The organism is Terriglobus sp. (genome assembly GCF_965201105.1).
GTDB lineage: Bacteria > Acidobacteriota > Terriglobia > Terriglobales > Acidobacteriaceae > Terriglobus.
The window spans coordinates 3,468,839-3,493,648 of the sequence record NZ_OZ241741.1 but is presented as its reverse complement, the minus strand read 5'-3'; the positions used below and the strand labels follow the sequence as shown (position 1 = coordinate 3,493,648).

The following is a 24,810-nucleotide window of genomic DNA, read 5'->3' as shown; positions in this document are numbered from 1 at the left end:
GTGGGTGAAGCTGGTGCCGTTCACCCGAACGGGGCGGTTGGTGCAGTGTCGGCGTGAGGAAATGTGGCACTGGATTCATACCTGCTCCAGATCACGGTGAGCCGGAAAAGCAATTGGAGGTTTCGGTGCAAGCACCGAGTCCGCTGCGCAGGACGATGAAGCTGTCCTGCTCCGGTCGAAATGACAAGGGATGGGTGGTGCAAGGAGCGGATTAGTGCATGACCACGGTCGTGGGCTTGGTCGAGCGGGGCAGGGTGACGCCCCAGCGTCCTTCGGTTTGGGTGAGGGGTGTGGCTTTGCCGCGGATGATGGCGGTGGGAGCATTGGTGGCCGGGCTGAGGCCGACGACTTCGACGCGGAACTGCTTCCACCACGGAGTGTACTTGCCCTCCTGCGCGGCGATGTGGACGGTGACGGCGCCGTCGGGGGCGGTGGTGCAGGTGAAGTGAACGCGGGCGTAGTCGCCGCGCTGGTAGTTCAAGGTATGGCCGTCATCGGTGTAGACCTCGCCTTCGCAGGGTTCAGCAATCGGGCTGGAGGTGCCGCTGGCGGGCTGCAGGGCGGGCGGGTAGACGCGAAGGGTGAGCGGGCCGTCGGGAGTTTGCTGCGTGCTTTGCACAAGCGGGGCGATGGGCAGGATAGTGCCGCCGCGGACAAAGACTGGAAGATCTTCGAGCGTGGGCTTGATCAGGAAGGGCTTCTGCGCGACCACCTTGTCGCGCTGCTCCAGATCGATGGCGGCGTTGTTGGAGCGGCGGATGATCTGCTCGCCGGTCCAGTAGTTGTACCAGGTGCCGGCGGGCAGATCGACGGCATAATCGGCGACCTCTTCGGGCGACGGATTGGGGGCGATGAGCAGGTGGGCGCCGAGCAGGAAGTTGGCGCCGCCGGTGTCCATGGGCGCGCCGTTGGCGTTCGCGTGCGGGAACTCCAGGAACATGGGGCGGTTCATGGGAAGGCCGGTGCGCGAGCCTTCCTCGGCGACGGTGTAGAGGTAGGGCATCAGGCGGTAGCGCTCCTCGATGTAGCGGCGGCGGATGGCTTCCTGCTCGGGGCCGTCGACCCAGACCTCGTGCATGCGGGTGCCCTTGGCGGAGTGGTCGCGGTCGATGGGCTGGAAGGCGGCGTACTCAAGCCACTTGGTGAGCAGGGCGGGCGGGGGCGAGCCGGCAAAACCGCCCACGTCGGCACCGGCGAGCGAGAAGCCGCTGAGGCCGAGGTTGGTGAGCTGCGGCACGGTCATGCGCAGGTGATTCCAGGTGGAGGAGTTGTCGCCGGTCCAGGTGACCGCGTAGCGCTGGCCGCCGGCGTAGGAGGCACGAGTCATGGTGAAGGGGCGCTCGTTGGGACGGAACCTGAGCTGGCCCTCGTAGGTGCCGCGGGTCTGCTCCATGCCGTATACGTTGTGAATTTCTAGGTGGGTGGCAGTGCGCTTTTGGAAGCCCGCTTCGCTCGGGCCTTGCGCGTCGATGCGGTGCTGCACGTTGTCGGGCATGGTCTTGCCGGGGACGTTAAAGACGCTGGGCTCGTTCATGTCGTTCCAGAAGCCGGCGATGCCCATTGCGGTGAAGTCTTTGTAGAGGCTGCCCCACCACTTGCGCGAGCTTACCTGCGTGAAGTCGGGGAAGTTCGAGGGCCCGGGCCAGACGTCGCCGATGAATTCTGTGCCGTCGGGGTTGTGGACGAAGTGGTCGCCGGCGTGCCCGGAATCATATGGGGCGTAGCCGACATTGGGCTGGTGCGCGACGTGAAGGTCGGTGATGACGACGAGCTTGAATTGCTGCTTTGCCAGGTCCTGCACCAGGCCGGGGAAGTTGGGGTAGTTCTGCTCGTCGATGGTGAAGGGCCAGTTTTTATGCTGGAAGTCGATGTCAAGCCAGAGGACGTCGGTGGGAATCTTGTCCTGGCGCGAGCGGTCGGCGATCTCGCGCAGTTGCGACTCCGGGAAATAGGAGTAGCGCGACTGCTGGAAACCGAGGGCCCAGAGCGGCGGCAGCGGTGTGGGTCCGGTGAGCCAGCGCCACGTGGCCATGACCTCTTTCGGCTCGGGGCCGTACATCAGGTAGTAGTCGACGGGGCCGTTGAGCGCGCTGAAGGTGTAGCGGTTTACGTCGGCGCGGCCGAAGTCAAAGTTGGAGCGCCAGGTGTTGTCGAGAAAGACGCCGAGGGTGCGGCCCTGCTTCACGTCGAGAAAGAAGGGGATGTCTTTATAAATGGGGTCGGTGGACTCCTGAAAGCCGAAGGCGTCGGTGTTCCACATGGTGAACATCTGGCCGCCGCGGTCGAGCGGTCCGGGCTTGTCGCCAAGGCCGAAAAAGTGGTCGTCGTAGGTGCGGTCCTTGGCGACGGTGAAGCGGTCGCCGTCCCAGGTGATGGGCGCGGCGTCCTGCTGCAGGATGTGGTCCTGCAGGTCGCTGACGGTGAGGCGAAGCTGTGGGTCGATGCGGACCTGGAGGGCTTTGGTGGCGAAGCCGTCGGGGGTGGCGGTGACGGCAATGTGGGCGGTGCGGGCTTCGGGGAGGACGGCCCAGCTGGCGTCCTCGGGAGCGTTGTTGCCGCGCCACGCGCGTACGCGGAGCACGTCGTCGCGGAGCGCCGTGACCTGGAGCGTGGTGCCGCTGGCCGTGGAGGTGGTGCCGTTGGCGGAGGCAGTGCGCTGCTGTGCGTGGACGACAGCGGTCAATAGGAGCGCGGCGGAGACAGCGGTGCGTGAAAGGTTTGACACGGTTAAGCCACTTTGCCTGATGGAGTGGAAGCGGCGCAAGCGTTTGTGCCGGGTTTGTTTGGCGAGCGATCGTCAGGCAGACTCCAGGGCGCGGATGGCTTCTTCGCGGGCCTGCCTAAGTTCGGTAACGGGGTCGCCGACGGGGAGGAACTCCATACAGATAACGCGGCGGTAGTGGAGATCGGCGAGCTTGCGGTAGAGATTGGGGAAGTTGATTTCGCCGGTGCCGGGGCGGTGGCGGCCGGGCACGTCGGCGATGTGCACGAGGCCGACGAGGTCGATGTTCTTTTCGAGGCTTTCGATCAGGTTGCCGGCCTGGCGCTGCTCATGAAAAAAGTCGTACAGGACGCGGACGCGCGGGCTGCCGACGGCGCGGATGATGTCGAAAGCTTCGACGACGCTGGTGACGGTTTCTTCCTTATGCTCGAGCAGATCGATAGGTTCCAGGACGAGCTCGAAGTTGGCGGACTCGAGCAGGTCTGCGGCGTACTTCAGGGAGTCGATGATGGCGGCGCGCTGTGGCTGCGGTGTTTGGCCCGGTACGCGGTTATAGCCGGTGTAGATGAACTGCGAGCAGCCTAGTCTTTGCGCTCCGGGAATGGCGCGGAGCAGGTCGTCGTGCAGGGCTTTGCGTTGCTTGATGTCGGCCAGGGCATTGCGGCCGGGAATGGCGCTGTCGACGGCAATGCCGAGGCGCTGCTGGGCTGCCAGGTTGACGCGCCATTCGTCGGCGGTCCAGTGTTCGTACTCGTTGCCGAGCTCGATGCTCTGGTAGCCGGCATCGGCTGCGATCTGGAGTTGCTGCGGAAAGGTGGGGTGCTTTGGCAGCGTCCACGCCATGATGGAGAAGCGGTTCGGGACCGCCTGCGGCGTGGGTGCGAGGGGAAACGCCGCGCGCGGGAGCAGCGCGACGGCGGACGCGCCAAGGGCGAAGTTGCGACGGGTTATGCGGTGGTGAAAAATGCGGGTTTCTCCACTCCGGACGAACGATGAAGCTGTTCGTCCTCCGGTCGAAACGACAATTCTTTGCTAACGCCCACCGTTCTAACACCAGCGTTTAAGCGGCACCGTTCGATCGCTCCTGTTCGAGGCCCCCACCGCAAGTGAGGTGAGTTTAGTGCCCAGAGGTTTTGCCGTATCGCTGCAGGTCGTAGTGGACGCCCCGGCTGCGTTCGCCACACATTTGACCGGTCAGCGCCATATGGGCACCGCCTTCGCGCAGGGCGAGTGTGACGCCGGTGAGCTTGTAGCAGAGATTGTCCTGGAAGACGGGACCGTCGACCCAGCGTGCGCCCGTGGTGATGGACTGCTTCGGCTGCAGGACGATGGGAAGCACCTGGGGGCCGGGGTGCATGAACCTTGCGCCGGGCAGGTCTGCCTCGGTCTTTACCGGGCCGTTCGCGTCAAGAAAGGTGAGCTGCGGCAGGCCGGGTACGCTGCAGGCGTAGCGGCTGCTGTTGGTCAGGATGACATACGTGCCGCTGTGGCCCATGCCGTTGAAATTGCCGTTGCCGGCGCCGGGCTTGAGCGTGACATCGCGCGCGGTGCAGGGCGTGGCGTTCATGGCATCTTTGCCGCTGGTCTGCGCGGCCACGGGTGCGGCGAACAGGCTGACGAAGAACAAGCGGGCAAAGGCACGAAACGGATGCATGCCGGTGCGATGGCGGCTGTTGGAGCGGCGTTGTCGCGAACTTGCTGTCGTTTTTGTGCCACGCTTGTGGGACGCGCGTAGCGGGCGATTGCTAGAGTCCGGGGCGTGGTCCAACCGCGCAGCGATGGCCGGCCGGGACTGCCACTTTATTCCCCAGGAGCATTCCCCGTGCCCGCTGTTCGCCGTTTCTGCCAATGCCTTCCCGTGCTGGCTGCGCTCGCGCCGTTTGCGATGTCGCACGCCGCGCTGGGTCAAGCGTCTACTCAAACGATTACTGCGTGCGTCGGCCGGGTGACCGGTGTAGCGCGCTTTGTTGCCGGTCCGGGCGCGTGCCTTTCCCGGTTGGAAACCGTGGTGCAGTTCAACGCGCAGGGATCAGTTGGGCCTGCGGGACCGGCCGGGCCAACCGGGCCGCAGGGACCGGCGGGACCACAAGGCGACCCCGGACCGTCCAACAATGCGCCGTTCCTGGTGCGTACGCTGATCGTTCGCGCCGGCGGAACGCCCGAGGAGAATGGCGAGCGTTTGTGGGAGGCGATTGATGCCGCTTCGTCACAGGCCTCCGACAGCAATCCATACATGCTGCAACTGGATGCGGGTGTCTATCGTTACAGCCGGCCAACGGGCGCAGGGTTTATCGTGCCGCCTGGGATCTCGATACGCGGGCAAAGCATGACCAGCACCACGATCACGGCGCCCGGCATTCCCTTATTGTTCCGCTCTACGGAACCGCAGAGTCAGACCAGCAGCTTCAGTGTTTCCGATCTGACCGTTGGGGATTACACCGGGTATGCCCTTGCCGCCATCAGCATTCAAAGAGTGCTGCTGGATCATGTGGAAGCGCGTGGCAATGTGGAGCTGGATGCGACCAGTTCCGGCGCGAATTTACTGATCACCAGTTCGGTGTTCCGCAACACGCTCAGCATGAACGACAACAACGCCGACCCTACGGATCGCTTCCGCGTTGTAGGTACGCAGGTGGTCAGTGCCGGCGGAAACGTGCCGCCGGGCGTGCTGGGGTGCTTTGGGAGCTATACCTACAACCTGATACCGCTGAACGCAAACTGCCAGTAGGCACAGACGCAATGCGAGGAGCACGGCGGCAGCTGTGCTCTTCGAGCCCGCGAGAACAGTGGCGTGAAGGCCACTGCTCCCGCCCAGCTTTCGGCTGCACTAAACTTCTTCCGGTTCAGGCCGCACCCTGTTGATCGCTGCGCTAGTAGTCTCCGCCGCCGCCCTGCTGCAGGTTTTCGAATCGTGTGAAGTCCGCGAGGTAGGCCATCTTGATGGAGCCGGTGGGGCCGTTGCGCTGCTTGGCAATGATGATTTCGGCCTGGCCCTTAATGTCCTCGTTTTCGCGGTCGTAGTACTCCTCGCGGTGGATGAAGCAGACGACGTCGGCGTCCTGCTCGATCGAGCCGGATTCGCGGAGGTCGGAGAGGAGTGGCTTCTTGTCGCCTTGGCGCTGTTCGGAACCGCGCGAGAGCTGGGAGAGGGCGACGACGGGGACCTGCATTTCCTTGGCGAGAGCCTTGAGGCCACGGGAGATGGCGGAGACCTCCTGGTTGCGGTTCTCGGGGCGGCGGCCGCCGGGGCCGGCGGCCATGGTCATCAGCTGCAGGTAGTCGATCAGGACGAGGTCGAGCTGGCCTTCCTGCTGGCGGAGGCGGCGGACCTTGGCGCGCATTTCGGTCAGGGTGATGCCGGGCGTGTCGTCGATAAACATGCGCGAGCCCATAAGGCGGTCGAGGGCGTTGACGAGTTTTTGCTTGTCCTCTCGGGGCAGGAAGCCGGTCTGGATTTTGCGGCTGTTCACCAGGGCTTCTGAGGCCAGCATGCGGCGCAGAAGCGACTCCTTCGACATTTCGAGGGAGAAGACGGCGACGACCTTTTGATCGCGGACAGCGCAGTTCTGGGCGATGTTGATGGCCCACGCCGTCTTGCCCATCGACGGGCGTGCCGCGATGATCATCAGGTCGGATTTTTGCAGGCCGCTGGTCATGCGGTCGAACTCCGAGTAATGAGTTTCGAGGCCGGTGATCTCGCGGCCCTGCTCGTAGAGCTGGTCGATGGAACCGAAGGATTCGGAGACGATCTGGCCGATGTCGGAGAAGCCGCGCTTGATGGCGGACTCGCTGATTTCCAGCAGGCGGGACTCGACCGCACCAAGCACGTCGAGCGATTGCTCGCCCTGGTCGGCGGCGCGGTTCAGGCCCATCTCGCAGACCTGCATGAGCTGGCGCAGGATGGATTTGTCCTTGACGATCTGGACATAATTCTCGATCGCGAGATGGCGGGGCAGATCCTGGTAGAGAGAGCTGAGATAGCTTTGGTGACCGATGCTGTCGAGCTCTTTGCGGCGATCAAGAATGTCGGAAACGGTGATCAGATCGATCGCGTGACTCTGCTCGGAGAGTTCGAGCATGGCGCTGTAGATACGGCGGTGTGAATCGAGCGAGAAGTCGTCCACCGAGAGTTTTGCGGTGGCATCGACGACGGCGACCGGGTCGGAGAGCATGGCGCCGAGGATGACGCGCTCGGTGTGGACGGAGGAGGGGAGGCCGTCGCGCTCGACGATTTGGAGAAAGGTAGCCACAACTTAAGTTTAGAGAAGCGGAGGTGTGCTACGAAGCCTTGTCGCTGCTCCACGACCTAGGCATACTTTCTGGAAAAAGTAGTGTCACTGTGCATCGTGTGTTGTTTCCTCTGCCTGTGCGAAGATGACAGCCATGTCGCAGAAGGATTCGCTCCCGATACCCGCCGCCGCTTCGCGTGACCCTCGTTCGCTGGAGGTCTTACGCGTTTGGATCGCCAATGGGGCGCAGCACGTGGCGCTGGCATTTGGTATGTGGGAGGACCCGGCGGCCTGGGGACTGCTGCTGGCCGACCTGGCGCGGCACATTGCGGAGGCGCACGCGCAGAAGGACGATGCGGTCTCGGCGGAAGACTTTCTGGAGGAGATCCGCGCCGGGTTTGAGTCGGAGATGGATTCGCCGAGCGACGAGGTGAGTGGGCAGGTGCAGTAGCGGCGCCCTGCCGTGCGGCGGGTTCGTGCGCTAGAAGGCGGCCAGGGCAGCACCGTGAATCGGGCCTTGCGCTGGTTCCTGGGCCAGCAGGGCCACATGGTGGGCGGCGCCGGAGGCCTGCAGTACCGATTGCGGCAGTGGCACCCGCACTGTGCCCTCGAGTGTGCCGAGTGTGCCGGAAAGGCTGCCCACGCGGGTCAGCGCGCGAACGACGGCTGCGTGCCGCAACGTGCGGCCGCCATTTTCGCCGCGCGCCACGACGCTCTGGTCCGCGTCATCGGTGACCGCGGCCCACAATTCAAGTTTCTTGCCCCCGTTCGGCTCGTCGCTGTGCCACTGCACGGTAAGGGTGTCGCCCTGCCGTTGCACGGCCGTGATGCGGAGCGGTGTGCTGGTCTGTTGCGAGGCCGCGTGCAGCGCGCGGCGCAACGCGGTGGCGTCACTGCCGACGAACTGCGCCCGGCCGTTCACGACCATCTGCGGGGTGTAGACCTCGTCCGTCCGAAGCCGGGCGCTGTAGCCGTTTTGCCGATCGGTGAAGTCCTGGTGAGAGAAAGGATCGGCCCAGCCGAGATTGTTCCAGTAGGTCACGTGTTCGCTGAGCGCGACCACCGGCTGCCCATCGTCGGTGCGGGTGTTGGCGATGGCGCGCAGCAGGCTGTCTGCTGGCGGGCAGCTGGAGCAACCCTCTGAGGTGAACAGCTCGACGACCACTGCCGATGTGTTTGCCGCGGCAATGTCACCGGCGTTCGCCGGCTCCGTGGACGCGGCGACGGTCGGCAAGTGGCGCATCGCGATCATGGCACCGCTGCATCCCAGCATTGCCAACAGGGCCAGAGCGGCCCACTGCTTCCGGTGCATTTGCATCGTGTGTTCCTCTGCATAGCAGACGCGTGGCCGAGAAAGACAGCGGGTGCCAGATGTGCGATGGCTCTGTCGTGAGCGCAATGCTTGTGAGCCCGGTCCGCGCGGCGATGGCGGCTCAGGCCCTTGCGCGGGTGTGGATTTCGACAAGCACGTTGATTAGGGTGAGGGCGGCGGGGGTGACGCCGGGAATGCGGCTGGCCTGGCCGACCGTTTGCGGGCGGACGCGGTCGAGCTTTTCCTGAATTTCGCGCGACAGACCGCTGACTCCCTTGTATTGGAAGGTGGCGGGGATGACGCGTTCCTCGGCGCGCTTGAGCTTGTCGATGGAGCGGCGCTGCTGGTCGAGGTAACCGGCATACTTGATCTCGGTTTCGACGGCGCGCAACTCGTTGCGCGTAGGCGCGGGCAGAGGGTCGGCGAGGTACTGGGCGAGATCAGGATGTTGCTGCAGGCGAGAACGCAACGCGGGCAGGAGCATTTCGATGCGGATCTCGGGACGCTTCAACAGTTGTGAGAACGTTTGACTCTTCAGCGCGGTGACTTCGGTGTCGATGCCGGGAAGGCCGGAAAGTTCGATGGACATCGAAGTGTCCACACGGGTGCTGTCGAGCAGCGTGGTCATGGCGGCCATGCGGGCCTGGCGGTGCTCGTAGTCGGCCCAGGCGGTGTCGTCGATCAGGCCGAGGCGGCGGCCGTGCGGGGTGAGGCGGCGGTCGGCGTTGTCGATGCGCAGGTGCAGGCGGAACTCGGCGCGGCTGGTGAACATGCGGTAGGGCTCGTTGGTGCCCTTGCTGATGAGGTCGTCGATGAGGATGCCGGTGTAACCCTCGGTGCGGTCGAGGGTGAAGGGCGCGTCTCCGCGGGACCAGAGGGCGGCGTTGATGCCGGCCATCAGGCCCTGACAGGCGGCTTCTTCGTAGCCGCTTGTCCCGTTGATCTGCCCGGCCAGGTAGAGGCCCGGGATGGACTTGACGGCGAGCGAGCGGTCGAGTTCGGTGGGGTCGATGGCGTCGTACTCGATGGCGTAGCCGGGGCGCAGCATGACCGTGTTTTCGAGGCCGGGAATGGAGTGGACCATGGCGAGCTGCACGTCGGGCGGCAGGCTGGTGCTCATGCCATTGATGTAAACCTCGTCGGTGGTGAGGCCCTCGGGTTCGAGGAAAAACTGGTGCTGCGGCTTGTCGGCGAAGCGGACGATCTTGTCTTCGATGGAGGGGCAGTAGCGCGGGCCGATGCCCTCGATGGCGCCGGAATACATGGCCGAGCGATGGACGTTGTCGCGGATGATCTGCAGGGTCTCGGGCGTGGTGTAGGCGATGTGGCAACTGATCTGCCGCAGCGCGGGCACCTGCCGCGAGCGCATGGAAAAGGGTGTGGGGTCGGCGTCACCGGGCTGTCCTTCAAAGCGCGACCAGTCGATGGTGCGGCCGTCGAGGCGCGGCGGCGTGCCGGTTTTGAGGCGGCACTCACGCAAACCGAGGCGCTTGAGCGATTCACCGAGAAGGATGCTGGCGGCCTCGCCGCTGCGGCCGGCGGTCCAGCGCTCTTCGCCGCAGTGGATGAGGCCGTTCAGGAAAGTGCCGGTGGTGATGACGACGGCGGTGGCGCGAAGCTCAGTGCCGTCGGCGAGCTTGAGGCCGGTGCAGCGGCGGGTGCCGTCCGCTTGCTGCTCGAGAAGAACGTCGGTGACCTCGGCTTCGACGAGTTCGAGATTGGGAACGCGCTCGAGGAGTTCGCGCATGCGGACGCGATAAAGCGCTTTGTCGCACTGCGCGCGGGGCGACCACACGGCGGGGCCGCGACTGGTGTTGAGCAGGCGGAACTGGATGCCGCACGCGTCGGCGACCTCGCCCATGATGCCGCCGAGGGCGTCGACCTCGCGGACCAGGTGGCCTTTGGCGATGCCGCCGATGGCGGGGTTGCAGCTCATCTGGGCGACCTTGTCGAGCGAAAGCGTAAGCAGGGCGGTGCGGCGGCCCATGCGAGCGGCGGCAACGGCGGCCTCGCATCCAGCGTGGCCGGCACCGACGACGAGGATGTCGAAGTTAGAAGGATGCTGCATCGATGACTCGCAGATTGGGGACGTAGTTGAAGTGGCGGGTGTTATGGGTGAGGACGCCGAAGCCGAGTTCGAGTGCGGTGGCGGCGATCAGGACGTCAAGAATACCGATCGTATGACCGCCGCGACGAATCTGAGCATTGAGTTCTCCTGCACTCACCGCAAGCCGATCGTTGATGTCAACTACGGTAAACTCCTCACGCAGTTCGTACAGAATGCGATCACGGAGCGCTGCTGGGAGCCGCGAACGAAACGAATGACCGAACGCCAGCTCCATTAAAGTTATTGCACTGATGGCGTAAATATCCTCGCCGACCTTTCGCAGCAAACCCTGGGGAGTAAATGCTGGGAGCGGCTGCGGGTAGGCTCGTTCTGCTTGGACAAAGACTGACGTGTCAACGACTAATCCCACGATGTTCGCAGTTCCAGCGGCTGGTTAAGCTCTTCATGCGCCTTGCGCATGTGTTCCGCGTATTCTTCATCGACGACGATCGGCCCGTGCTTCTCGATGTACTCGCGCTGCTTCTGTTCAATGTAGTCGATGTGGCCCGGACCGGGCTCAGCCCACGTGTATACCCGACCAGGACGTCTGCTCACCATCAGTGGCTCACCGTCGCCCTCAAGTTGCACTTGATCTCCCGCTTTCAGGTGAGCGAGAAAGCGGCTGAAGTTTTCTGCGGCTTCGGACTCCTGCATGCGGATCGTCATGTGCTCAGTTTACGCCCGCACGGGTGTGCGTCGGGCGCCGTTTGGGTCATGGCGGTTAGCTACTCGAACCGGGGCAGGTGGTGCATTTCGTCCTCGGGAACGGGTTCTGTGGGGGCGCCGAGTTTGATCCAGGAACGGAGCCCCCCTTCAACGACGCGGGCCTTGTGGCCGTGCTCGGCGAGGGTGTGGGCGATACGGACGCTGGTGGCGTCGCGCAGACAGGAGCAGTAAACGTAGATGTCGCACTCGGTGGCGAGGGTTTCGCGCAAGGCGTCGAGCTCGATCAAGAGTCGGTTCGGCTCCACGCGGATGGAGTTCTTGATGCGCTGCATGCCTGGGTCGTAGTAGCCGTGGGAGCGTACATCGGCGATGACGATGGGCCGCGACGGGTCGGGATTTTCAAGGCGCTCGATCAGTTCGTCGGCGGGAACGCGCTCCACGTTCTGAAACTTGCGGTCGCGGACGCGAGTAAAGATCCAGGTGCCGATGTAGCCCAGGGCCACGGTGACAACGAGGCCCAGCAGCACGTGACCAAAGACAGCGAGCGCGTCGGTGATGGCGCGAATGAAGGGGCTAAGAAAATAGCCGACGGCGGTCCAGGCGGTGACGTGCAGCAGAACGCCGGCAACGTCGTAGCGCAGGTAGCGCGCGATGGGCATGTTGAGACTGCCGGCCAGCGGCGGGGCCATGCTGGCCAGGCCGGGAACGAAGCGCGCAAAGAGCAGCGTGCGGGCGCCGCGCTTGTAAAAGAAGTCGGCGGAACGGAAGATGCAAGTTTCCGGGTCCATGCTGACGCGGCATAGCTTCGCCAGCAGCCACCACCCGCTTCTGCGGCCCGCACCGTAGAGCAGGGATGCACCGGCTTGCTCGGCGGCTGCTGCGATCAGAACCAGCACCAGCCAGTTCATGGAACCGTGGTGGGCTGCCGCGCCCGCCAGAATGAGCGCGAGCACCGTGGGCATTGGCAAACCCAGACTCGACAGAAACAGGATCGCCGCGACGGCGATGTATCCATGCGCGGCAAACCACCCAGCCCAACCCATACCTGTACCTGAAACCCACTCTTCAGATGCGTGATGCGCGCGTTTGCTGCTTGTTGGCGATGAGCGAAGTTTCCGGATGGACCGCAGCAGGACGCGCCTGGCGGCGTCACGCTGCTGTGCCGGCGGTCGGCAAGCTTCCAGTTTCTTCTCGAACCTGTGGCAGCCAGGCGCAACCTTCACAGCATCCTTGCTGTTGCAGGACGATACCCTGATGGCGGTGTTGCGTGTACATCGAGATTCAACTCATACCGATCCAGCTGCAGACGGTTGCCAACTTTACAGCGCCCGACCCTTGGAACGGCAGTGTGCCGGCGCAATGGAAGCTGAGTGTGTACCGGATGACGGCGGAGAACAATCGCGCCCTGTACGCGAAGTACAGCGCGGAAAAGCAGCTTGAATCCGCCGATGGGCAAAATCTGGACCGTGAGGACGTACTGGGCATCCGGTCTTCGGTGGACGGGCTGTATCACATTCTGCCGGTTGCGCTGGTGCGGCTGTGGCAGCAGGGGCGTGTGCCGAATGCCCAGTTGCCAGCCTTGATCGCCGCGCTTGAGCCACGCCTGAAGCGCAAAGACTTCTACGATCCGGCTGCGGGCCAGCGATGGCCGCGGTACATTGCATACGGAATGGCCGGCTTTGGTGCGCTCATCGCAGCCGTAGGTGCGTGGCTTTTCATCAGCAGCCTAAGTAGCGGGTCTCCCGGCATGTTCGGTATGTTCGGCGTGTGGGCCTGCCTGGGTGTGGCCGTGTTGTATGGGGTGATCGCGGCGGTGCTGCTGCAGCGCATTTCGCTGCGGGAAAGGAAAGTTGCAGCGCAGGAGGCGGAGTTTGCGACGCTGCTGCCGGGCGGAGGAAGTGTGTTTCCGGGGCGGCCAGTATGATCCTGGTCATTTCGCAGCAGACAGCGGTGGAGTTGAGCACCGTGACAAATTTTGGGACGCCCGACCCATGGAACGGCATGCAACCGGCGCACTGGAAACTGAGCGTGTACAGGATTACGACGGGCGGCAACCAGGACCTGTTTGCGAAGTACGCGGCGGAGAAGCAACGCGAAACGGTGGACGGGCTGAACCTGGATGCGGATGACACCCTGGGGCTCCGGTCGAGCGCGCAGGCGAACTACCATTTGCTGCCGCGTGCCATGGTGCGGTTGTGGCAACAGGGCAAGATCCCGACCGAGGCTCTGCCGCGGCTGGCCGCGCAGATGGAGCCGAAGCTGAAGCGGAATCCGTACGCGTACATTGCGCCGAGCGCGGGACGCCGGTGGATGCGGCCGTTCGGCTGGTTGTGTTTCGCAGGGGGCCTTTTCTGTGTTTTGGCTGGTCTGTTTAACAACTACGTCCGGCACGTGCAGGACTCCGGCCTGGTCGCAGGGTTGATTATGACTGGGATTATCTTCCTGGCGTGCGCCGCGGCGTTCCTGCTACTGGGCCGTGCCGGCGGACGCTCACCGCGGCAGGAGCAACAGATTCTTGCACTGCTTTGGGAAAATCCGGGGCTAAGGCTTCTTGTCGCAGGAGCCGGTATTCAGTGGCCTGGAGGCCCATGGTCCCTTCCCAGCCCTCTCGCAGAGGGGGGCGAGCCTACAGATGCGTAACGGCGTTGTCTGCACACGACAAGCCGCCACGCGAGGAGCACCGGCGTGAAAGGGCGCAACGGTGTGTAGGTCTGGTGCATCCAAAACTTATACCGTTCTCTTCTAGGTTGCCGTCCGGTACCGCGTGAAGCGAACCGGGATGTGACACTGTGCATCTGTATTCCCAGCGCCGCCGCATCCAGCGGATGTGCGTTTGCCCGCGTTCCGCGACGGGACGCAAGAAAGCAAGAGCGCCCTTGCCCGCAAGAATGGAATTTCACATTGCCCGTGCGGTTCGCGACCTGACGGAGGTCGACGAGTCGCTTTTCAGTTACACCGGCAACGTTGTCTTTGCGAACCTGGCTGCCAGCCGAAAGCTGGCCCAGCAGTTGAATGTGGCGCGCGGCACGGAGAACGATCCGAAGCGCGCGATACACGCGGGGTCGCTGTTCGCCATGGGGCTGATCGATGAACTGCAGCATGCGTTGATCGACGCCTACCGGCAGCAGGTCGATCCGGCGGTGCTGACCGCGGCGCTGGAGTGGTTCGCGAAACAGACGTCGCCCGACCAGTTGAATACGCTGCTGCTCGTCTTTACCGAGCAGTTTCCAAACGTTGCGGTGTATCGCAATGAGGTAACCGCGAAAGCATGGCTGGCGTGGACGCATGAAGCGCTGTCCAACCGCGAGGCTGCGCTGGAAGAGCTGATGCTGCTATGGCTGGCGAACAGCAACCCGGCATTCACGCCATTTCGCGAGCTGTTTGAAGATACGGGGCTGGAGACCGCGGTGCCCGCGTACAAGGCCGTGACGGAAGCGCTGCCGGAATATTTTGAGACGCGGCCGAAGTTGTCGCCGGAGATCGGCACGCTGCTGGAGGCGCTGATGGCGCCGATCACAGCGTCGCCCGATTCGCTGACCGGGCAGCTTGAGTACATTCGCACGCACTGGACCGAGCAGCTTGGCGGGCAGCTGAAGCGCACGCTGCTGGCGATGGACACGCTGCGCGAGGAAGAGCTGGCAATCTGGGCGCGCTTCAATCCGCCGGGGCCGGACCGGCACCGGCACGGTGCTTTCGGCACGGCGAAAGAGGGCTTCGTCGGCGATGAGTACATGGGATTCGGCGATTACGAGGACGAGGAGATTACGCTGCCGGACGGCACCCGTGTGCGCCGCCGCCGCTATGCCGCGGACTATCAGGCGCCGCTGAATGAGTATGAGGCGTTCTCCGCCGACCAGGCGTGGATGCCAAACGTCGTGCTGCTGGCCAAGAGCACCTACGTGTGGCTGGAGCAGTTGTCGCAGAAGTACGGCCGGCACATTTACCGTCTGGACCACGTGCCCGAGGAAGAGCTGCAATTAATGTCGCGGCGCGGCATCACGGGGCTGTGGCTGATCGGCTTGTGGGAGCGCTCGGTGGCGAGCAAAACCATCAAGCATCTGCGCGGCGCGTACGACGCGGTGGCGTCGGCGTACTCGCTGAAGGAGTACCAGATTGCCGAGGACCTGGGCGGCGACGACGCGTACATCCAACTGCGCGACCGCGCAGCACGGTACGGCTTGCGGCTGGCCAGCGACATGGTGCCAAACCACATGGGCATCGATTCGCCGTGGGTGATCGAGCACCCGGACTGGTTCCTGTACCGTTGGGAGTCGCCGTACCCGGTGTACAGCTTCAACGGGCCGGACCTGTCGAACGACTCGCGGGTGGAGATCAAGCTCGAGGACCACTACTACGACCAGACGGACGCGGCTGTGGTATTCCAACTGCGGCATCGCGCGGATGGCGCGACGCGTTACATGTACCACGGCAACGACGGTACGACGTTTGCCTGGAACGATACGGCGCAGCTGAACTACTCGCGTGCTGACGTGCGTGAGCACGTGATGCAGGTGATTCTGCATGTGGCGCGCATGTTTCCAATCATTCGCTTTGACGCTGCGATGGTGCTGGCGAAACGGCACGTGCAGCGGCTGTGGTTTCCGCTGCCGGGCGCGGGCGGGTCGATCCCGTCGCGCGCGGAAGACGCGATCAGCGATGAGGAATTCAACGCGCTGATGCCCGCCGAGTTCTGGCGCGAGGTAGTGGACCGCGTGGCCGTGGAAGTGCCGGGCACGCTGCTGCTTGCGGAGGCGTTCTGGCTGCTGGAGGGCTACTTCGTTCGCACGCTGGGCATGCACCGCGTCTACAATTCGGCGTTTATGGTCATGCTGCGCGATGAGGACAACGCGAAGTACCGCAGCTACCTGAAGAAGACGCTGGAGTTCGACCCGGACATTATGAAGCGGTATGTGAACTTCATGTCGAACCCGGACGAGAAGACGGCAATCGCGCAGTTCGGTTCGGGTGACAAGTTCTTCGGCGTGTCGACGCTGCTGGCCACGCTGCCGGGTCTGCCGATGTTTGGGCACGGGCAGATCGAGGGCTTCACCGAGCAGTACGGCATGGAGTACAAGGCCGCCAAAATGCAGGAGTGGCCGAACGAGGGGCTGATTGCGCGCTTTGAGCATGAGATTGCGCCGCTGCTGCGTAACCGTCGCATCTTCGCGGAGTCGGCGAACTTCACCCTGTACGACTTCTGGAAGAGCGACGGCTCGGTGGACGAGAACGTGTTCGCGTACTCGAACAACTACGACGGTCAGCGCTCGCTGATTTTGTACAACAACACGTACCCATCGACGCGCGGCACGATTCACACCTCGGCCGCGTACATGGACAAGGGCTCGGGCGAGATGCGCCAGCGGGCCGTTGCGAACGGGCTCGGTTTCCCGTATGACGGCGATCTGTTTGTTGCCTATCGCGATGTGACGAGCAACCTGGAATACCTGCGGCGCGCGACAGACATGCACCACAACGGCCTGACGTTTGACCTGCGCGGCTTTCAATACATCGTGCTGCTGAACTTTCGCGAACTGCGTGCCTCGGCGGAGAAGCCGTGGGACCAGTTACACGACATGCTGCACGGCGCGGGCGTGTACTCGCTGGACGAGGCGATCACGCGGCTGCGGTTGCGGCCCGTGCACGATGCTCTGCGGCTGACGATTCAGGAGGCAAAGCTTCCGCTGGCGCCGGAGGAGGCGCACAACTCGGGCAAGGGAGCGACGTTCGACGCGGCGCTTGCTGCGAATGCGACGCGCTTCCTGAATTCGGCCAAGGAGTTTCTGGCGGAGTCGCACATTCACCTGAAGGCGGGAAGCGTAGAAACCGCGAACCTCGCGGCCAAACACCATGCAACCGGGAGCCTGGCGACGCTGGCAGCCGAGGGGCCGCACGGCATTGTGAAGCAGGTGGGCGGAGTTGCCGAGGCGACTGCAGCTGCCGCGGCGGAGCACGAGGACGCTGGATTGCTGCAGGTGCTGGAGAGTGTGGCGCATGAGGCACGCGCGGTCGCGCATGGCGTTGCCGCGGCGCTGGATCACCTGTTGCACCACGAGCCGGAAAAGACGCACGATGCGGCCTCGCAGACAACGCCTGAGACCGCCACGGATGTGCAGACGAATGCTGTAGCCGCTGTGGTGCCGGCCGGGCATGAAGACGAGGGTGAGTCCAACTTGCAGGCTGCGGTACACAAAGCCGAGGCGAAGCCTTCGCTGGAAGCTGCGTTCGAAGCGAACCTGCAACGGAACCTGGCGCTGCTGCTGGAGCGGCACTACCGCGAGGGCGAGCCGACCACCGTTCCGGGTGTGCCGGGGCTGTTGGTGCCGCGAAGAGACGCGGTATTGCTGGCCTCGGCGGTGGTGCGCGCACTGCCGGTGGATGAGCAGACGCCGCACGTGCATGCGGACCTGTTTGACCGGCTGCAGTTGCGGCACGCACTGGCGGAGACGTTTACCGCGATCGGCATCGAGGGCGATTCGGCCTGGCGTGCCGCCGTGCTGGTCCGCATCGCAACAGCGCACAACATCGGCTCGCTGAACACTGAGGCGTTTTGGCGTGACGGCGACGTGCGTTGGCTGCTGGCGGTCAACGAGTCCGACGGTGCGGAGTACTTCAACCGTGAGCTGTTCGCGGCGCTGCTGCCGTGGCTGGAACTGGAACCCGAGACCACGCCACTGACCGCGAATGAGAAGACGCTGGACCAACGGCTGCTGGAACGTGCCGAGCGCGCGGGATATCGAGTGCGGCAGTTTCTGCACGAGCCTGGGTTCGTGGAGCGCTCGCACGGCCTGGTGGGCTCGGAAGAACTGACCGCGGCGAAGTGATGAATTATTCGAAGGAGCGAGGGTCTGCGAATCCTCGCTCCTTGTGCAGTCCTGTCCGTGGCACAGTATTGTGCGCCGTCACTGGTGCGAACTCCTGAGGCGCCGGCAGCGGGTACTTGCGAACCGGCGCGACGCATCCGATCGAACGCGCTAAACGTCACTCGCACTGCTGGATGGTCCAAACACGCCGCCTGGCCTGTTCATCTGGTGGAATGCCGCAGCGATCAGGAAAGCTCCGGCGAGCCAGAGCAGCAGACCGGCGGTGCTCCGTTCAGCCTTCCCGGCGATCCAGCCGAGCGCAATAACTCCTGCGGGGAACACAATCAGATGGCGCAGAAGGCTAAGCACAAAGTGTTCGGGTGTGGTCTCCCGTTCTTCCGTGAACGGGAAGTCGCGAAAGCCAAGAAGGAGCGTGGGCGCGAGGATCGCGGGAAGCATCAACGCCACTGTGACTGCAGTGATCACGCCAGGCAAGGTGGTCCCATGGCCATGCCCGGTAAGGAGCACGACTAGAACACCGCACGCGGCGAGCGTGGCCCAAAGTGCCAGGACCCGCGTGCTTCCACGCACGTGAGGGTCGCTTTCTGAGGCTGGCATGATGCGGAAGAGCCATGCCGAACGAGGCATGAATGATCTGCGAATCACCGCGCTGCCTCCAACCACAACTGCACACGCCAGGATCGCGACGGCACGAGTTGGCTGATGTATCGAGGTTCCAAGCACGAGCGCGAAACCGATGCCGGCGTAGATGGTCAGGATTGTTCGCAGCTTTGACACGCGAAACACCGACTGCGCGATCAGGTGAAAGGTCGCTCGCGCCTGCGGCGTTCGAACGAGTGTGCGATGCAGCAGGCGAGTGAACCATGCAGGGCTGCGCAGACCACCGACCGCGGCATTGCCCGACTCGATCAGAAACAGGGTCCGCCGTTGGTACGCAATGGGATAGGAAATCGCGGCAGCGAGTAGCGATGCCGCAGTGGCCAGCCACGCATGCTTTGCGAGCGCCTGCCATGCTTGGCCGTCCGGCGCGCCGCCTCGGATCTGTTCATACATGCCGAGGAACCAAACCGGAGGAAGCCAGCCAGCAGCGGCCGAAGAGAAGATTGAACCCTGTTGCAGGTCGTTCAGGAGAGTGGGAGTGTAGCCAAGCGTTACAAAAAGAGCGAGCAGCGCGCCGGCTTGCAGGAACGGAGTGAACCGTTTGGCAAGCCGTACGCCGAACCCGATCTCCAACACGGACTGCAGTGCGATGAGCGACGTGCAGGAACAAGCGCCAGCCGCACCCGCGGACAGGGCATGCGCTGCGAGATGACGAACGACCTGCGGCCCCTCCACAACGAAGGGGAGTAGAAGCGTGCCCGGTGCGGCGACGCAGAGCAGAGCAACGCCAAACAGGATCGCCAAAGCAAGTCCACGAGAGCGCAACAGAAGACCTGGCGGCAGCGGCAGGACTGCCAGGACGAACACATCCAACAGGTCCGGAAAGATGGATTCCCACTGCAGAATCGAAGTGACCCCCATGACGGCAAACGAGTACAGCACATACAGGTATTCGTCGCCGACCTGGCTCCAATACGGCCGATACGCCGGCGGCATCGCGATCGGGTGATATGCCGGATACAGCATGACAGCAATGAACACGGGCGGTATCGCCGCCGCGGCGCACAGGAAAAGCGTTCTGCGAACCGTTTGCTCATCCTCGCCCGTGTCGTCTGCCTGAAAGCGTGAGAGCAGGTGACGCACCAGTGTTTGCGCACGCGTGGCCTGCTTCTGCTGCACGCGATTGTGCGCTTGCACCAGAAAGCTTTCAACGGGCGCAGTGCGGGAACGCCGGAGCCAATTACGCATGCGTGGCCCCCATGACCGCGACCAGTTCGTTCGCAATGGCGCTGGTGTCCTCATGCTGCACGACTGCCGAAAAGACAGCTTCCAGACTGGCCGAGTGCGCGTCGGCTTTCAACGCGGCGGGGGAACCGTCGGCGCGCACGGCCCCTTCCTGCAGAATGATGACGCGGTCGCAGACCTGCTCGACGACTTCGAGCACGTGCGAGATGTAGAGGATAGCCTTGCCGGACTTAGCCAGCGAGATCAGCAGGTCCTTGAAGAGCCGAGCCGAAACGATGTCGAGTCCCGATAATGGTTCGTCCAGAATGAGCAGGTCAGGATTGTGAAGCAGCGCCGCCGACAGCAGGACGCGTTGCTTCATGCCCTTGGAGTAAAGCGAGATGGGCGAGTGACGCGACGGCGCCAGGCCAAACAGCTCAAGCAGGCGGTTGGCCCTGCGCGTCAGCAGGTGTTCCGGCAGCCCACGCAGACGACCTACCAGCTGCAGGTACTCCAGCCCGGACAGGTGCGTGTAGACATGCGCTTCCTCGGGCACATACCCGAACGCGGCGCGGTACCGCTGCAGGCAATGGCGGATGTTTTCGCCGCGGAAGAGCACCTGACCGGCATCCGGCTCCAGCAAGCCCGTGACAAGCTTCACGGTGGTGGACTTGCCCGAACCGTTCGGCCCCACGTAGCCCACCACCTTGCCGGGCGCAACGGTAAAGCTGACGCCGCGCAGCGCGGGGATGCCGCGGTAACTCTTGGTCAGGTCGCGGGCCTCAAGCATGGAGATGGCCTCCTGCACCCTATGTAGCATTCTGCACTGCTCAGGTCAAGTAGAATGCTACATAGGTCGCACATGGCTGAAGGACCGAAGCTGTCCCATACCGCCGCCATCATCCTGCACGCAATTGCGGCAGGGTACTCCTATGGCTTCAACATCATGGAAGCTACCGGGTTGCCGAGCGGAACGATCTACCCCGCGGTGCGCAGGCTGGAACGCGACGAGCTGATCCGGTCGTCTTGGGAAGACCAGGCCACCGCGGATAAGGAGCAGCGGCCGCAGCGCAAGTACTACAAGGTGACTGGCGCCGGGCGTACGGCGCTCAAGGCGTCGCTTGCGCGATACCCCTTGCTGGAAGGAATGTTTCGCTCCAGGGAGCGTGTGTGAGTACGCCGGCCCTGGCTGGCCTGCTGCCCTGGGTGTTCGCCCGCCTGCTGCTGCACGCTGCATCGTTGGCCGTGCCTGCACAGCGTCGGCAGGACTGGCGCAAGGAGTGGGATGGGGAGCTGTGGCAGGTGCGCAACACGGCAGCGAGCGGGTCTGCATACGTGCAGTTTGCGTGGGGAGCTTTGCCGGACGCGGTGTGTCTTCACCGCGAGTTCCCGGAAGAGAAGCGGGGGCTGCCGGCTTCACGGTGCCTCCTTGTGCTGTTCGTCGTTGCTCTTGTCAGTGTGGGCACTGCGCTCTGTCTGCCGAGTGTGCGTTCCGAGTTCCGGCAGGCGAGCTGGCATACGCCCGCAGACCTGTTGGTGCTGTTCCCGTCGAGCGGGCCGAATGAGGCCACGGCAGCCGTTACGCCTGAGCGATACCGGGTGTGGGCAGACCGCGCCGACTTTCTGCAGACGATCGACTACTACCAGGTCGAGAGGCGGACCGTGCTGGTGAACGGCAAGCCGGTTTCGTTGTGGATTGCGCATGGAACGAAAGGCATGCGCCCGATCGTTGCGGGTGCTACAGAGAAGCGGGCTGGCGCTGCTTTTCAGATACCAGCGACCCCCGCGAGCTCCGAACTGATCCTGACACGACAGGCGTGGCGGCAAGTCTTTGGATCTGATGCTTCGACCCGTGCTTCGACCGATGAAAGGCTGGTCACGGTAGACGGGCACGCGGCCGTAATCCTGGGCGTGGCGAACGTGGAAGATTCCGGCTTACCGGGCGCGTACCAGGCGTGGTTGTTCGATGGGGAACCCATGCGGGCCGGCGTTCCAGGGTTCGTCATCGGCCGGTTTGCCGCAGATGCCACCACCAACTGGTACTTTGGCTTTGGTCACTGTTCCATCCGCGAAACACGTGACCTCGAAGCGTCGATGCTGCTGTTCCCGGTGGCCGAGCGCAAGGTTGACCCATGGTGGGCCTGGGGCATCGGTCTCGCGCTCAGCCTGCTGGCACTGCCGGCGACCACGCCGCTTGGCTTTGGTGAACACGTGAGGAGTTCGGTGCAAACGCCGTTGCGGTTCGCGTTTCGGCGGTGGGCCTTTCTGCTGCTGAAGTGCGTGCTCTGGTGGACGATTGCCGCAGGCCTCGCTCTGATCGGTGGGGCCCTGTTTTCCAGTGCGAACTGGCGGCTTGCCGTTGATGCCCGCGTCTTTGTGACGTTCCTTGTGGCACTGCTCGGCCTACGCTGGTCGATTCGCGACCAGCGCAGGCGATGCCCAGCCTGCCTGAAGCCACTGACGCACCCTGCGCAGGTCGGCGACGTTTCCAAAAACTTTCTATCGTGGAGTGGGACCGAGCTTGTCTGCGACAGCGGTCACGGCCTGATGCACGTGCCGGCGCATGCCACCAGCTGGTTTCACACGCAGCGCTGGCTGGCGCTGGATGCATCGTGGCAGTTCCTCTTCGCGCAGAAACCATAGGCGAGCGCTCGTTGTGCAAGTGCCTCGGCTGCTGGACGGTTCATGCGGCACGGTTAGCATGGGAGAACTGATTGCGGCGAGTCAATGCTGAGGAGTGCGGCGCGAAGCTCCAGGCGTGTCCGCGCCGTTCGCCAGAGGCAGGTTGTTTCCATGCTCTTTGCTTTGCTGCAGTTCGGCGGAACCGTTCAGGTCTCGCACGAGCATCCCATCGCGTCGATCTCCATGATCACTGCGATGCTGACGTTCTTTTTCGGCATCGTCATTGTGCCGGCGCTCGCGTTGCTGGGCGGGTTGCCGCTCTTGTCCGCAGACGTTCGTCGCAGCAAGGTGTTGCGTTCGCTTTGCATTGCGACCCTTTGCCTGCCCGTAGTGCTGATCCTGAACCTTGTGGGATGGTTCGCGTTCTTCCCGCTGGAGGCGCATGCGGATATTCTGGCTCGCAGCCATGCGGTGCAGCAGGCCACCACGCGCGAGGGTGTACCCATTCCCGCGGGCAGCAAGGTGACGGAGCCTCGCCAGGGCAATGACGATTTCTATGTAAAGCTTGCGGCACCCACGGTCGCAGACGGCCTGCGCTGGACCGGGCTTCTGAACGTGAATCCGATCGGGCCGTACCGCAGTCTGGAAGGCACGCTGGCCGGCTCCTACACGATTCATGGCATTGCGTGTGGACCTGGACCGGCACTTGTGAACTACGCAAAGCTCCGCTGTGTTCTGGCGCAAAGCACGGTACTGCACGGCTTTCGATTTGCTGCGGGCCATCCTTTGGAGTTCGATTATGACGAGCATGGCGAGGTGGGCGAGATCAGCAATGGAACGCTTGCCGACCCGTTCCCTTATGGTGGAGTTACCTGGCCGGCCGGCGTCGTCATTTCCCCGCTGACAGCGCCCCTGGCCGCGTTTCAGAAAGGTCCGGCAGACAAGCCCGAGCAGTACATCGACATCTGTGTTCCTGCCGGCATGGAAGCCGTGTACAAGGGGGTCACCCTGCACGGCCCTGCCGATATCGAATTCAACCCAGGGTCGGCCTCCGTAACAAACGGATGCGGTGCCGCCCTGGATGCCGCGTACAAGGAGTACGGTTCTCTCCGCATGCCGGGCGGCGCCGTTCACCGCAGCGGCCTCGTCCCGTATGACTCGAACACCTGGCAGTGGCATGACGAGGAACAGCCCGCGGAACACGTCGACGGGCGGTTCTCGACCGGGGCCGACCCGTTTGGCTTCGGCGACGTTGTCCGCTAGCCCATACGGAGCGTTTACACGCCGCGCTTGGCGCTGGCCAGCGGAGGCGAGTAAAGCGACTTGTGCTTTTTCGGTTTCGCTGGCGCGTCGCTGACGATCACGGGGTGCTCGGCGCGGCGCTGCTCAACGGCGTCGGCAATGGCGTACTTGAGCGGTTCCAGGCCCTCGCCGGTAACACTGCTGATCGCGAAGAAGGGCAGCTTGCGCCGCTTCGCGTAGGTTTGCAGCTTCTTCAGCTTGTCCGGGTTGGCGGCGTCGATCTTCGTGGCGACAACGAGGACGGGCTTGTCTTCAAGGCCATGGCCGAAGCCGGCGAGCTCCGCGGCAATGCTTTTGAAGTCGGCGACCGGATCTTCGCGGCCACTACCATCGGAAACGTCCACCAGGTGAACGAGCACGCCAGTGCGCTCAATGTGGCGCAGGAACTGGATGCCAAGGCCAGCACCCTGGCTTGCGCCCTCGATCAGGCCGGGCATGTCGGCAATCACGAACGATCGCTCGTGCGGAAAGTCGCCGATTTTTACGACGCCCAGGTTGGGCTCGAGCGTGGTGAAGGCGTAATCCGCGATCTTGGGCCGGGCGGCGCTGAGGCGTGAGATGAGCGTGGACTTGCCGACGTTGGGGTAGCCGACCAGGCCGACGTCGGCGAGCAGCTTGAGTTCCAGCCGGAAGTGGCGCTCCTCGCCGGCACGGCCAAGTTCATGCTCGCGTGGCGCCTGGTGGGTGCTGGTGGCAAAGTGCTGGTTGCCGCGTCCGCCGCGACCACCGCGAGCGATGCAGACCTCTTCGTCCGGCTGCTCAAAGTCGTGCAGCAGTTCTCCGGTGTCATCGTCGTAGACCACAGTGCCGACAGGAACGTTCAGGACCAGATGTTCGCCGCTGCGGCCGCTCATGTTGCTGCCCAGGCCGTGGGTGCCGCGGTCGGATTTGTACTCCGGGTTGAAACGGAAGTGGACCAGGGTGTTGTGGCGCTCGGAGGAGCGCATCAGGATGTCGCCGCCATGGCCGCCGTCGCCGCCGGACGGTCCGCCGCGGGGAACGAACTTTTCGCGCCGGAAGGCCATGCAGCCGTTACCGCCGTCGCCGGCCTTGACCCGGATTTTCGCCTCATCAATAAACATGGTTTTCTACTTCAAGTTTACCGGTCCGGGAGCCATTCAGTATTTCCGCCCCCGATTTCCACGCCGTTACACCGCCTTTGTGGCTTGAGCAGGACGCGTCAAACTGCGAAAATACAGGCATCC

The 24,810-nt window shown here is 63.6% G+C and carries 20 protein-coding genes; 8 read left to right on the top strand and 12 right to left on the bottom strand.

All coding sequences use genetic code 11. The annotated features are described in order from the left end of the window. Positions 1 to 211: 211 nt before the first annotated feature. The 3 genes from ACOFKT_RS15405 to ACOFKT_RS15395 all read right to left on the bottom strand — a co-directional run bounded on the left by ACOFKT_RS15405 (position 212) and on the right by ACOFKT_RS15395 (position 4,376). Positions 212 to 2,725, bottom strand: coding sequence for a TIM-barrel domain-containing protein (locus ACOFKT_RS15405; protein ID WP_419804870.1), 2,514 nt, complete (start codon positions 2,723 to 2,725; stop codon positions 212 to 214). A 72-nt stretch (positions 2,726 to 2,797) separates the two neighbouring features. After that, the gene (locus ACOFKT_RS15400; protein WP_419804869.1) at positions 2,798 to 3,565 is read right to left on the bottom strand and encodes a TIM barrel protein; all 768 of its coding nucleotides are present in this window, start codon (positions 3,563 to 3,565) and stop codon (positions 2,798 to 2,800) included. A 274-nt stretch (positions 3,566 to 3,839) separates the two neighbouring features. Next, positions 3,840 to 4,376 carry a DUF4232 domain-containing protein gene (locus ACOFKT_RS15395; RefSeq protein ID WP_419804868.1) on the bottom strand — a complete coding sequence of 179 codons (537 nt, stop codon included), beginning with the start codon at positions 4,374 to 4,376 and terminating at the stop codon, positions 3,840 to 3,842. A 168-nt stretch (positions 4,377 to 4,544) separates the two neighbouring features. Here ACOFKT_RS15395 and ACOFKT_RS15390 point away from each other — a divergent pair, with 168 nt between their 5' ends. Then, positions 4,545 to 5,450 carry a hypothetical protein gene (locus ACOFKT_RS15390; RefSeq protein ID WP_419804867.1) on the top strand — a complete coding sequence of 302 codons (906 nt, stop codon included), beginning with the start codon at positions 4,545 to 4,547 and terminating at the stop codon, positions 5,448 to 5,450. Between the two features lie 142 nt (positions 5,451 to 5,592). Here ACOFKT_RS15390 and dnaB read toward each other — a convergent pair whose 3' ends face one another. After that, on the bottom strand, positions 5,593 to 6,972 hold the full coding sequence (gene dnaB, locus ACOFKT_RS15385; RefSeq protein WP_419804866.1) for a replicative DNA helicase: 1,380 nt from the start codon (positions 6,970 to 6,972) through the stop codon (positions 5,593 to 5,595). Between the two features lie 133 nt (positions 6,973 to 7,105). Here dnaB and ACOFKT_RS15380 point away from each other — a divergent pair, with 133 nt between their 5' ends. Next, on the top strand, positions 7,106 to 7,402 hold the full coding sequence (locus ACOFKT_RS15380; RefSeq protein ID WP_419804865.1) for a DUF5076 domain-containing protein: 297 nt from the start codon (positions 7,106 to 7,108) through the stop codon (positions 7,400 to 7,402). Positions 7,403 to 7,432: 30 nt separating this feature from the next. On the opposite strand, the gene ACOFKT_RS15375 is transcribed toward ACOFKT_RS15380, so the two are convergent. The 5 genes from ACOFKT_RS15375 to ACOFKT_RS15355 all read right to left on the bottom strand — a co-directional run bounded on the left by ACOFKT_RS15375 (position 7,433) and on the right by ACOFKT_RS15355 (position 12,079). Then, positions 7,433 to 8,269 (bottom strand): DUF1223 domain-containing protein, encoded by an 837-nt coding sequence (locus ACOFKT_RS15375; RefSeq protein ID WP_419804864.1) that lies wholly within the window; start codon positions 8,267 to 8,269, stop codon positions 7,433 to 7,435. A gap of 115 nt (positions 8,270 to 8,384) precedes the next feature. Beyond that, positions 8,385 to 10,331, bottom strand: a complete 1,947-nt coding sequence (mnmG, locus tag ACOFKT_RS15370) for a tRNA uridine-5-carboxymethylaminomethyl(34) synthesis enzyme MnmG (protein WP_419804863.1) — start codon at positions 10,329 to 10,331, stop codon at positions 8,385 to 8,387. Beyond that, positions 10,315 to 10,740: a type II toxin-antitoxin system VapC family toxin gene (locus ACOFKT_RS15365; RefSeq protein ID WP_419804862.1), complete on the bottom strand. Its 426-nt coding sequence runs from the start codon at positions 10,738 to 10,740 to the stop codon at positions 10,315 to 10,317. The genes mnmG and ACOFKT_RS15365 overlap by 17 nt, the downstream gene beginning before the upstream one ends. Continuing rightward, positions 10,731 to 11,036, bottom strand: a complete 306-nt coding sequence (locus ACOFKT_RS15360) for a hypothetical protein (protein WP_419804861.1) — start codon at positions 11,034 to 11,036, stop codon at positions 10,731 to 10,733. Before ACOFKT_RS15360 ends, ACOFKT_RS15365 begins: the two co-directional genes overlap by 10 nt. A 59-nt stretch (positions 11,037 to 11,095) precedes the next feature. Beyond that, complete coding sequence (locus ACOFKT_RS15355) at positions 11,096 to 12,079, bottom strand: VTT domain-containing protein (protein WP_419804860.1); 984 nt, start codon at positions 12,077 to 12,079, stop codon at positions 11,096 to 11,098. A gap of 224 nt (positions 12,080 to 12,303) precedes the next feature. Between ACOFKT_RS15355 and ACOFKT_RS15350 the strand changes: the two genes are divergently transcribed. The 3 genes from ACOFKT_RS15350 to ACOFKT_RS15340 all read left to right on the top strand — a co-directional run bounded on the left by ACOFKT_RS15350 (position 12,304) and on the right by ACOFKT_RS15340 (position 17,857). Continuing rightward, a complete protein-coding gene (locus tag ACOFKT_RS15350) occupies positions 12,304 to 12,960 on the top strand; it encodes a hypothetical protein (protein WP_419804859.1) in 657 nt (218 codons plus the stop codon). Then, the gene (locus tag ACOFKT_RS15345) at positions 12,957 to 13,676 is read left to right on the top strand and encodes a hypothetical protein (protein ID WP_419804858.1); all 720 of its coding nucleotides are present in this window, start codon (positions 12,957 to 12,959) and stop codon (positions 13,674 to 13,676) included. Before ACOFKT_RS15350 ends, ACOFKT_RS15345 begins: the two co-directional genes overlap by 4 nt. 236 nt (positions 13,677 to 13,912) lie before the next feature. Further along, complete coding sequence (locus ACOFKT_RS15340; RefSeq protein ID WP_419804857.1) at positions 13,913 to 17,857, top strand: alpha-amylase family glycosyl hydrolase; 3,945 nt, start codon at positions 13,913 to 13,915, stop codon at positions 17,855 to 17,857. Between the two features lie 150 nt (positions 17,858 to 18,007). Here the strand turns inward: ACOFKT_RS15340 and ACOFKT_RS15335 are convergent, their stop codons facing one another. Further along, positions 18,008 to 19,705 (bottom strand): hypothetical protein, encoded by a 1,698-nt coding sequence (locus tag ACOFKT_RS15335; protein ID WP_419804856.1) that lies wholly within the window; start codon positions 19,703 to 19,705, stop codon positions 18,008 to 18,010. Further along, positions 19,698 to 20,501 (bottom strand): ABC transporter ATP-binding protein, encoded by an 804-nt coding sequence (locus tag ACOFKT_RS15330; protein ID WP_419804855.1) that lies wholly within the window; start codon positions 20,499 to 20,501, stop codon positions 19,698 to 19,700. The genes ACOFKT_RS15335 and ACOFKT_RS15330 overlap by 8 nt, the downstream gene beginning before the upstream one ends. 42 nt (positions 20,502 to 20,543) lie before the next feature. Between ACOFKT_RS15330 and ACOFKT_RS15325 the strand changes: the two genes are divergently transcribed. The 3 genes from ACOFKT_RS15325 to ACOFKT_RS15315 all read left to right on the top strand — a co-directional run bounded on the left by ACOFKT_RS15325 (position 20,544) and on the right by ACOFKT_RS15315 (position 23,566). Then, positions 20,544 to 20,855 (top strand): PadR family transcriptional regulator, encoded by a 312-nt coding sequence (locus ACOFKT_RS15325; RefSeq protein ID WP_419804854.1) that lies wholly within the window; start codon positions 20,544 to 20,546, stop codon positions 20,853 to 20,855. Continuing rightward, a complete protein-coding gene (locus tag ACOFKT_RS15320; protein ID WP_419804853.1) occupies positions 20,852 to 22,324 on the top strand; it encodes a hypothetical protein in 1,473 nt (490 codons plus the stop codon). The genes ACOFKT_RS15325 and ACOFKT_RS15320 overlap by 4 nt, the downstream gene beginning before the upstream one ends. Positions 22,325 to 22,474: 150 nt before the next feature. After that, entirely contained in the window at positions 22,475 to 23,566 is a 1,092-nt protein-coding gene (locus tag ACOFKT_RS15315) for a hypothetical protein (RefSeq protein ID WP_419804852.1), read from the top strand. Positions 23,567 to 23,580: 14 nt separating this feature from the next. Here ACOFKT_RS15315 and obgE read toward each other — a convergent pair whose 3' ends face one another. After that, entirely contained in the window at positions 23,581 to 24,687 is a 1,107-nt protein-coding gene (gene obgE / locus ACOFKT_RS15310) for a GTPase ObgE (RefSeq protein ID WP_419804851.1), read from the bottom strand. Positions 24,688 to 24,810 lie beyond the last annotated feature (123 nt).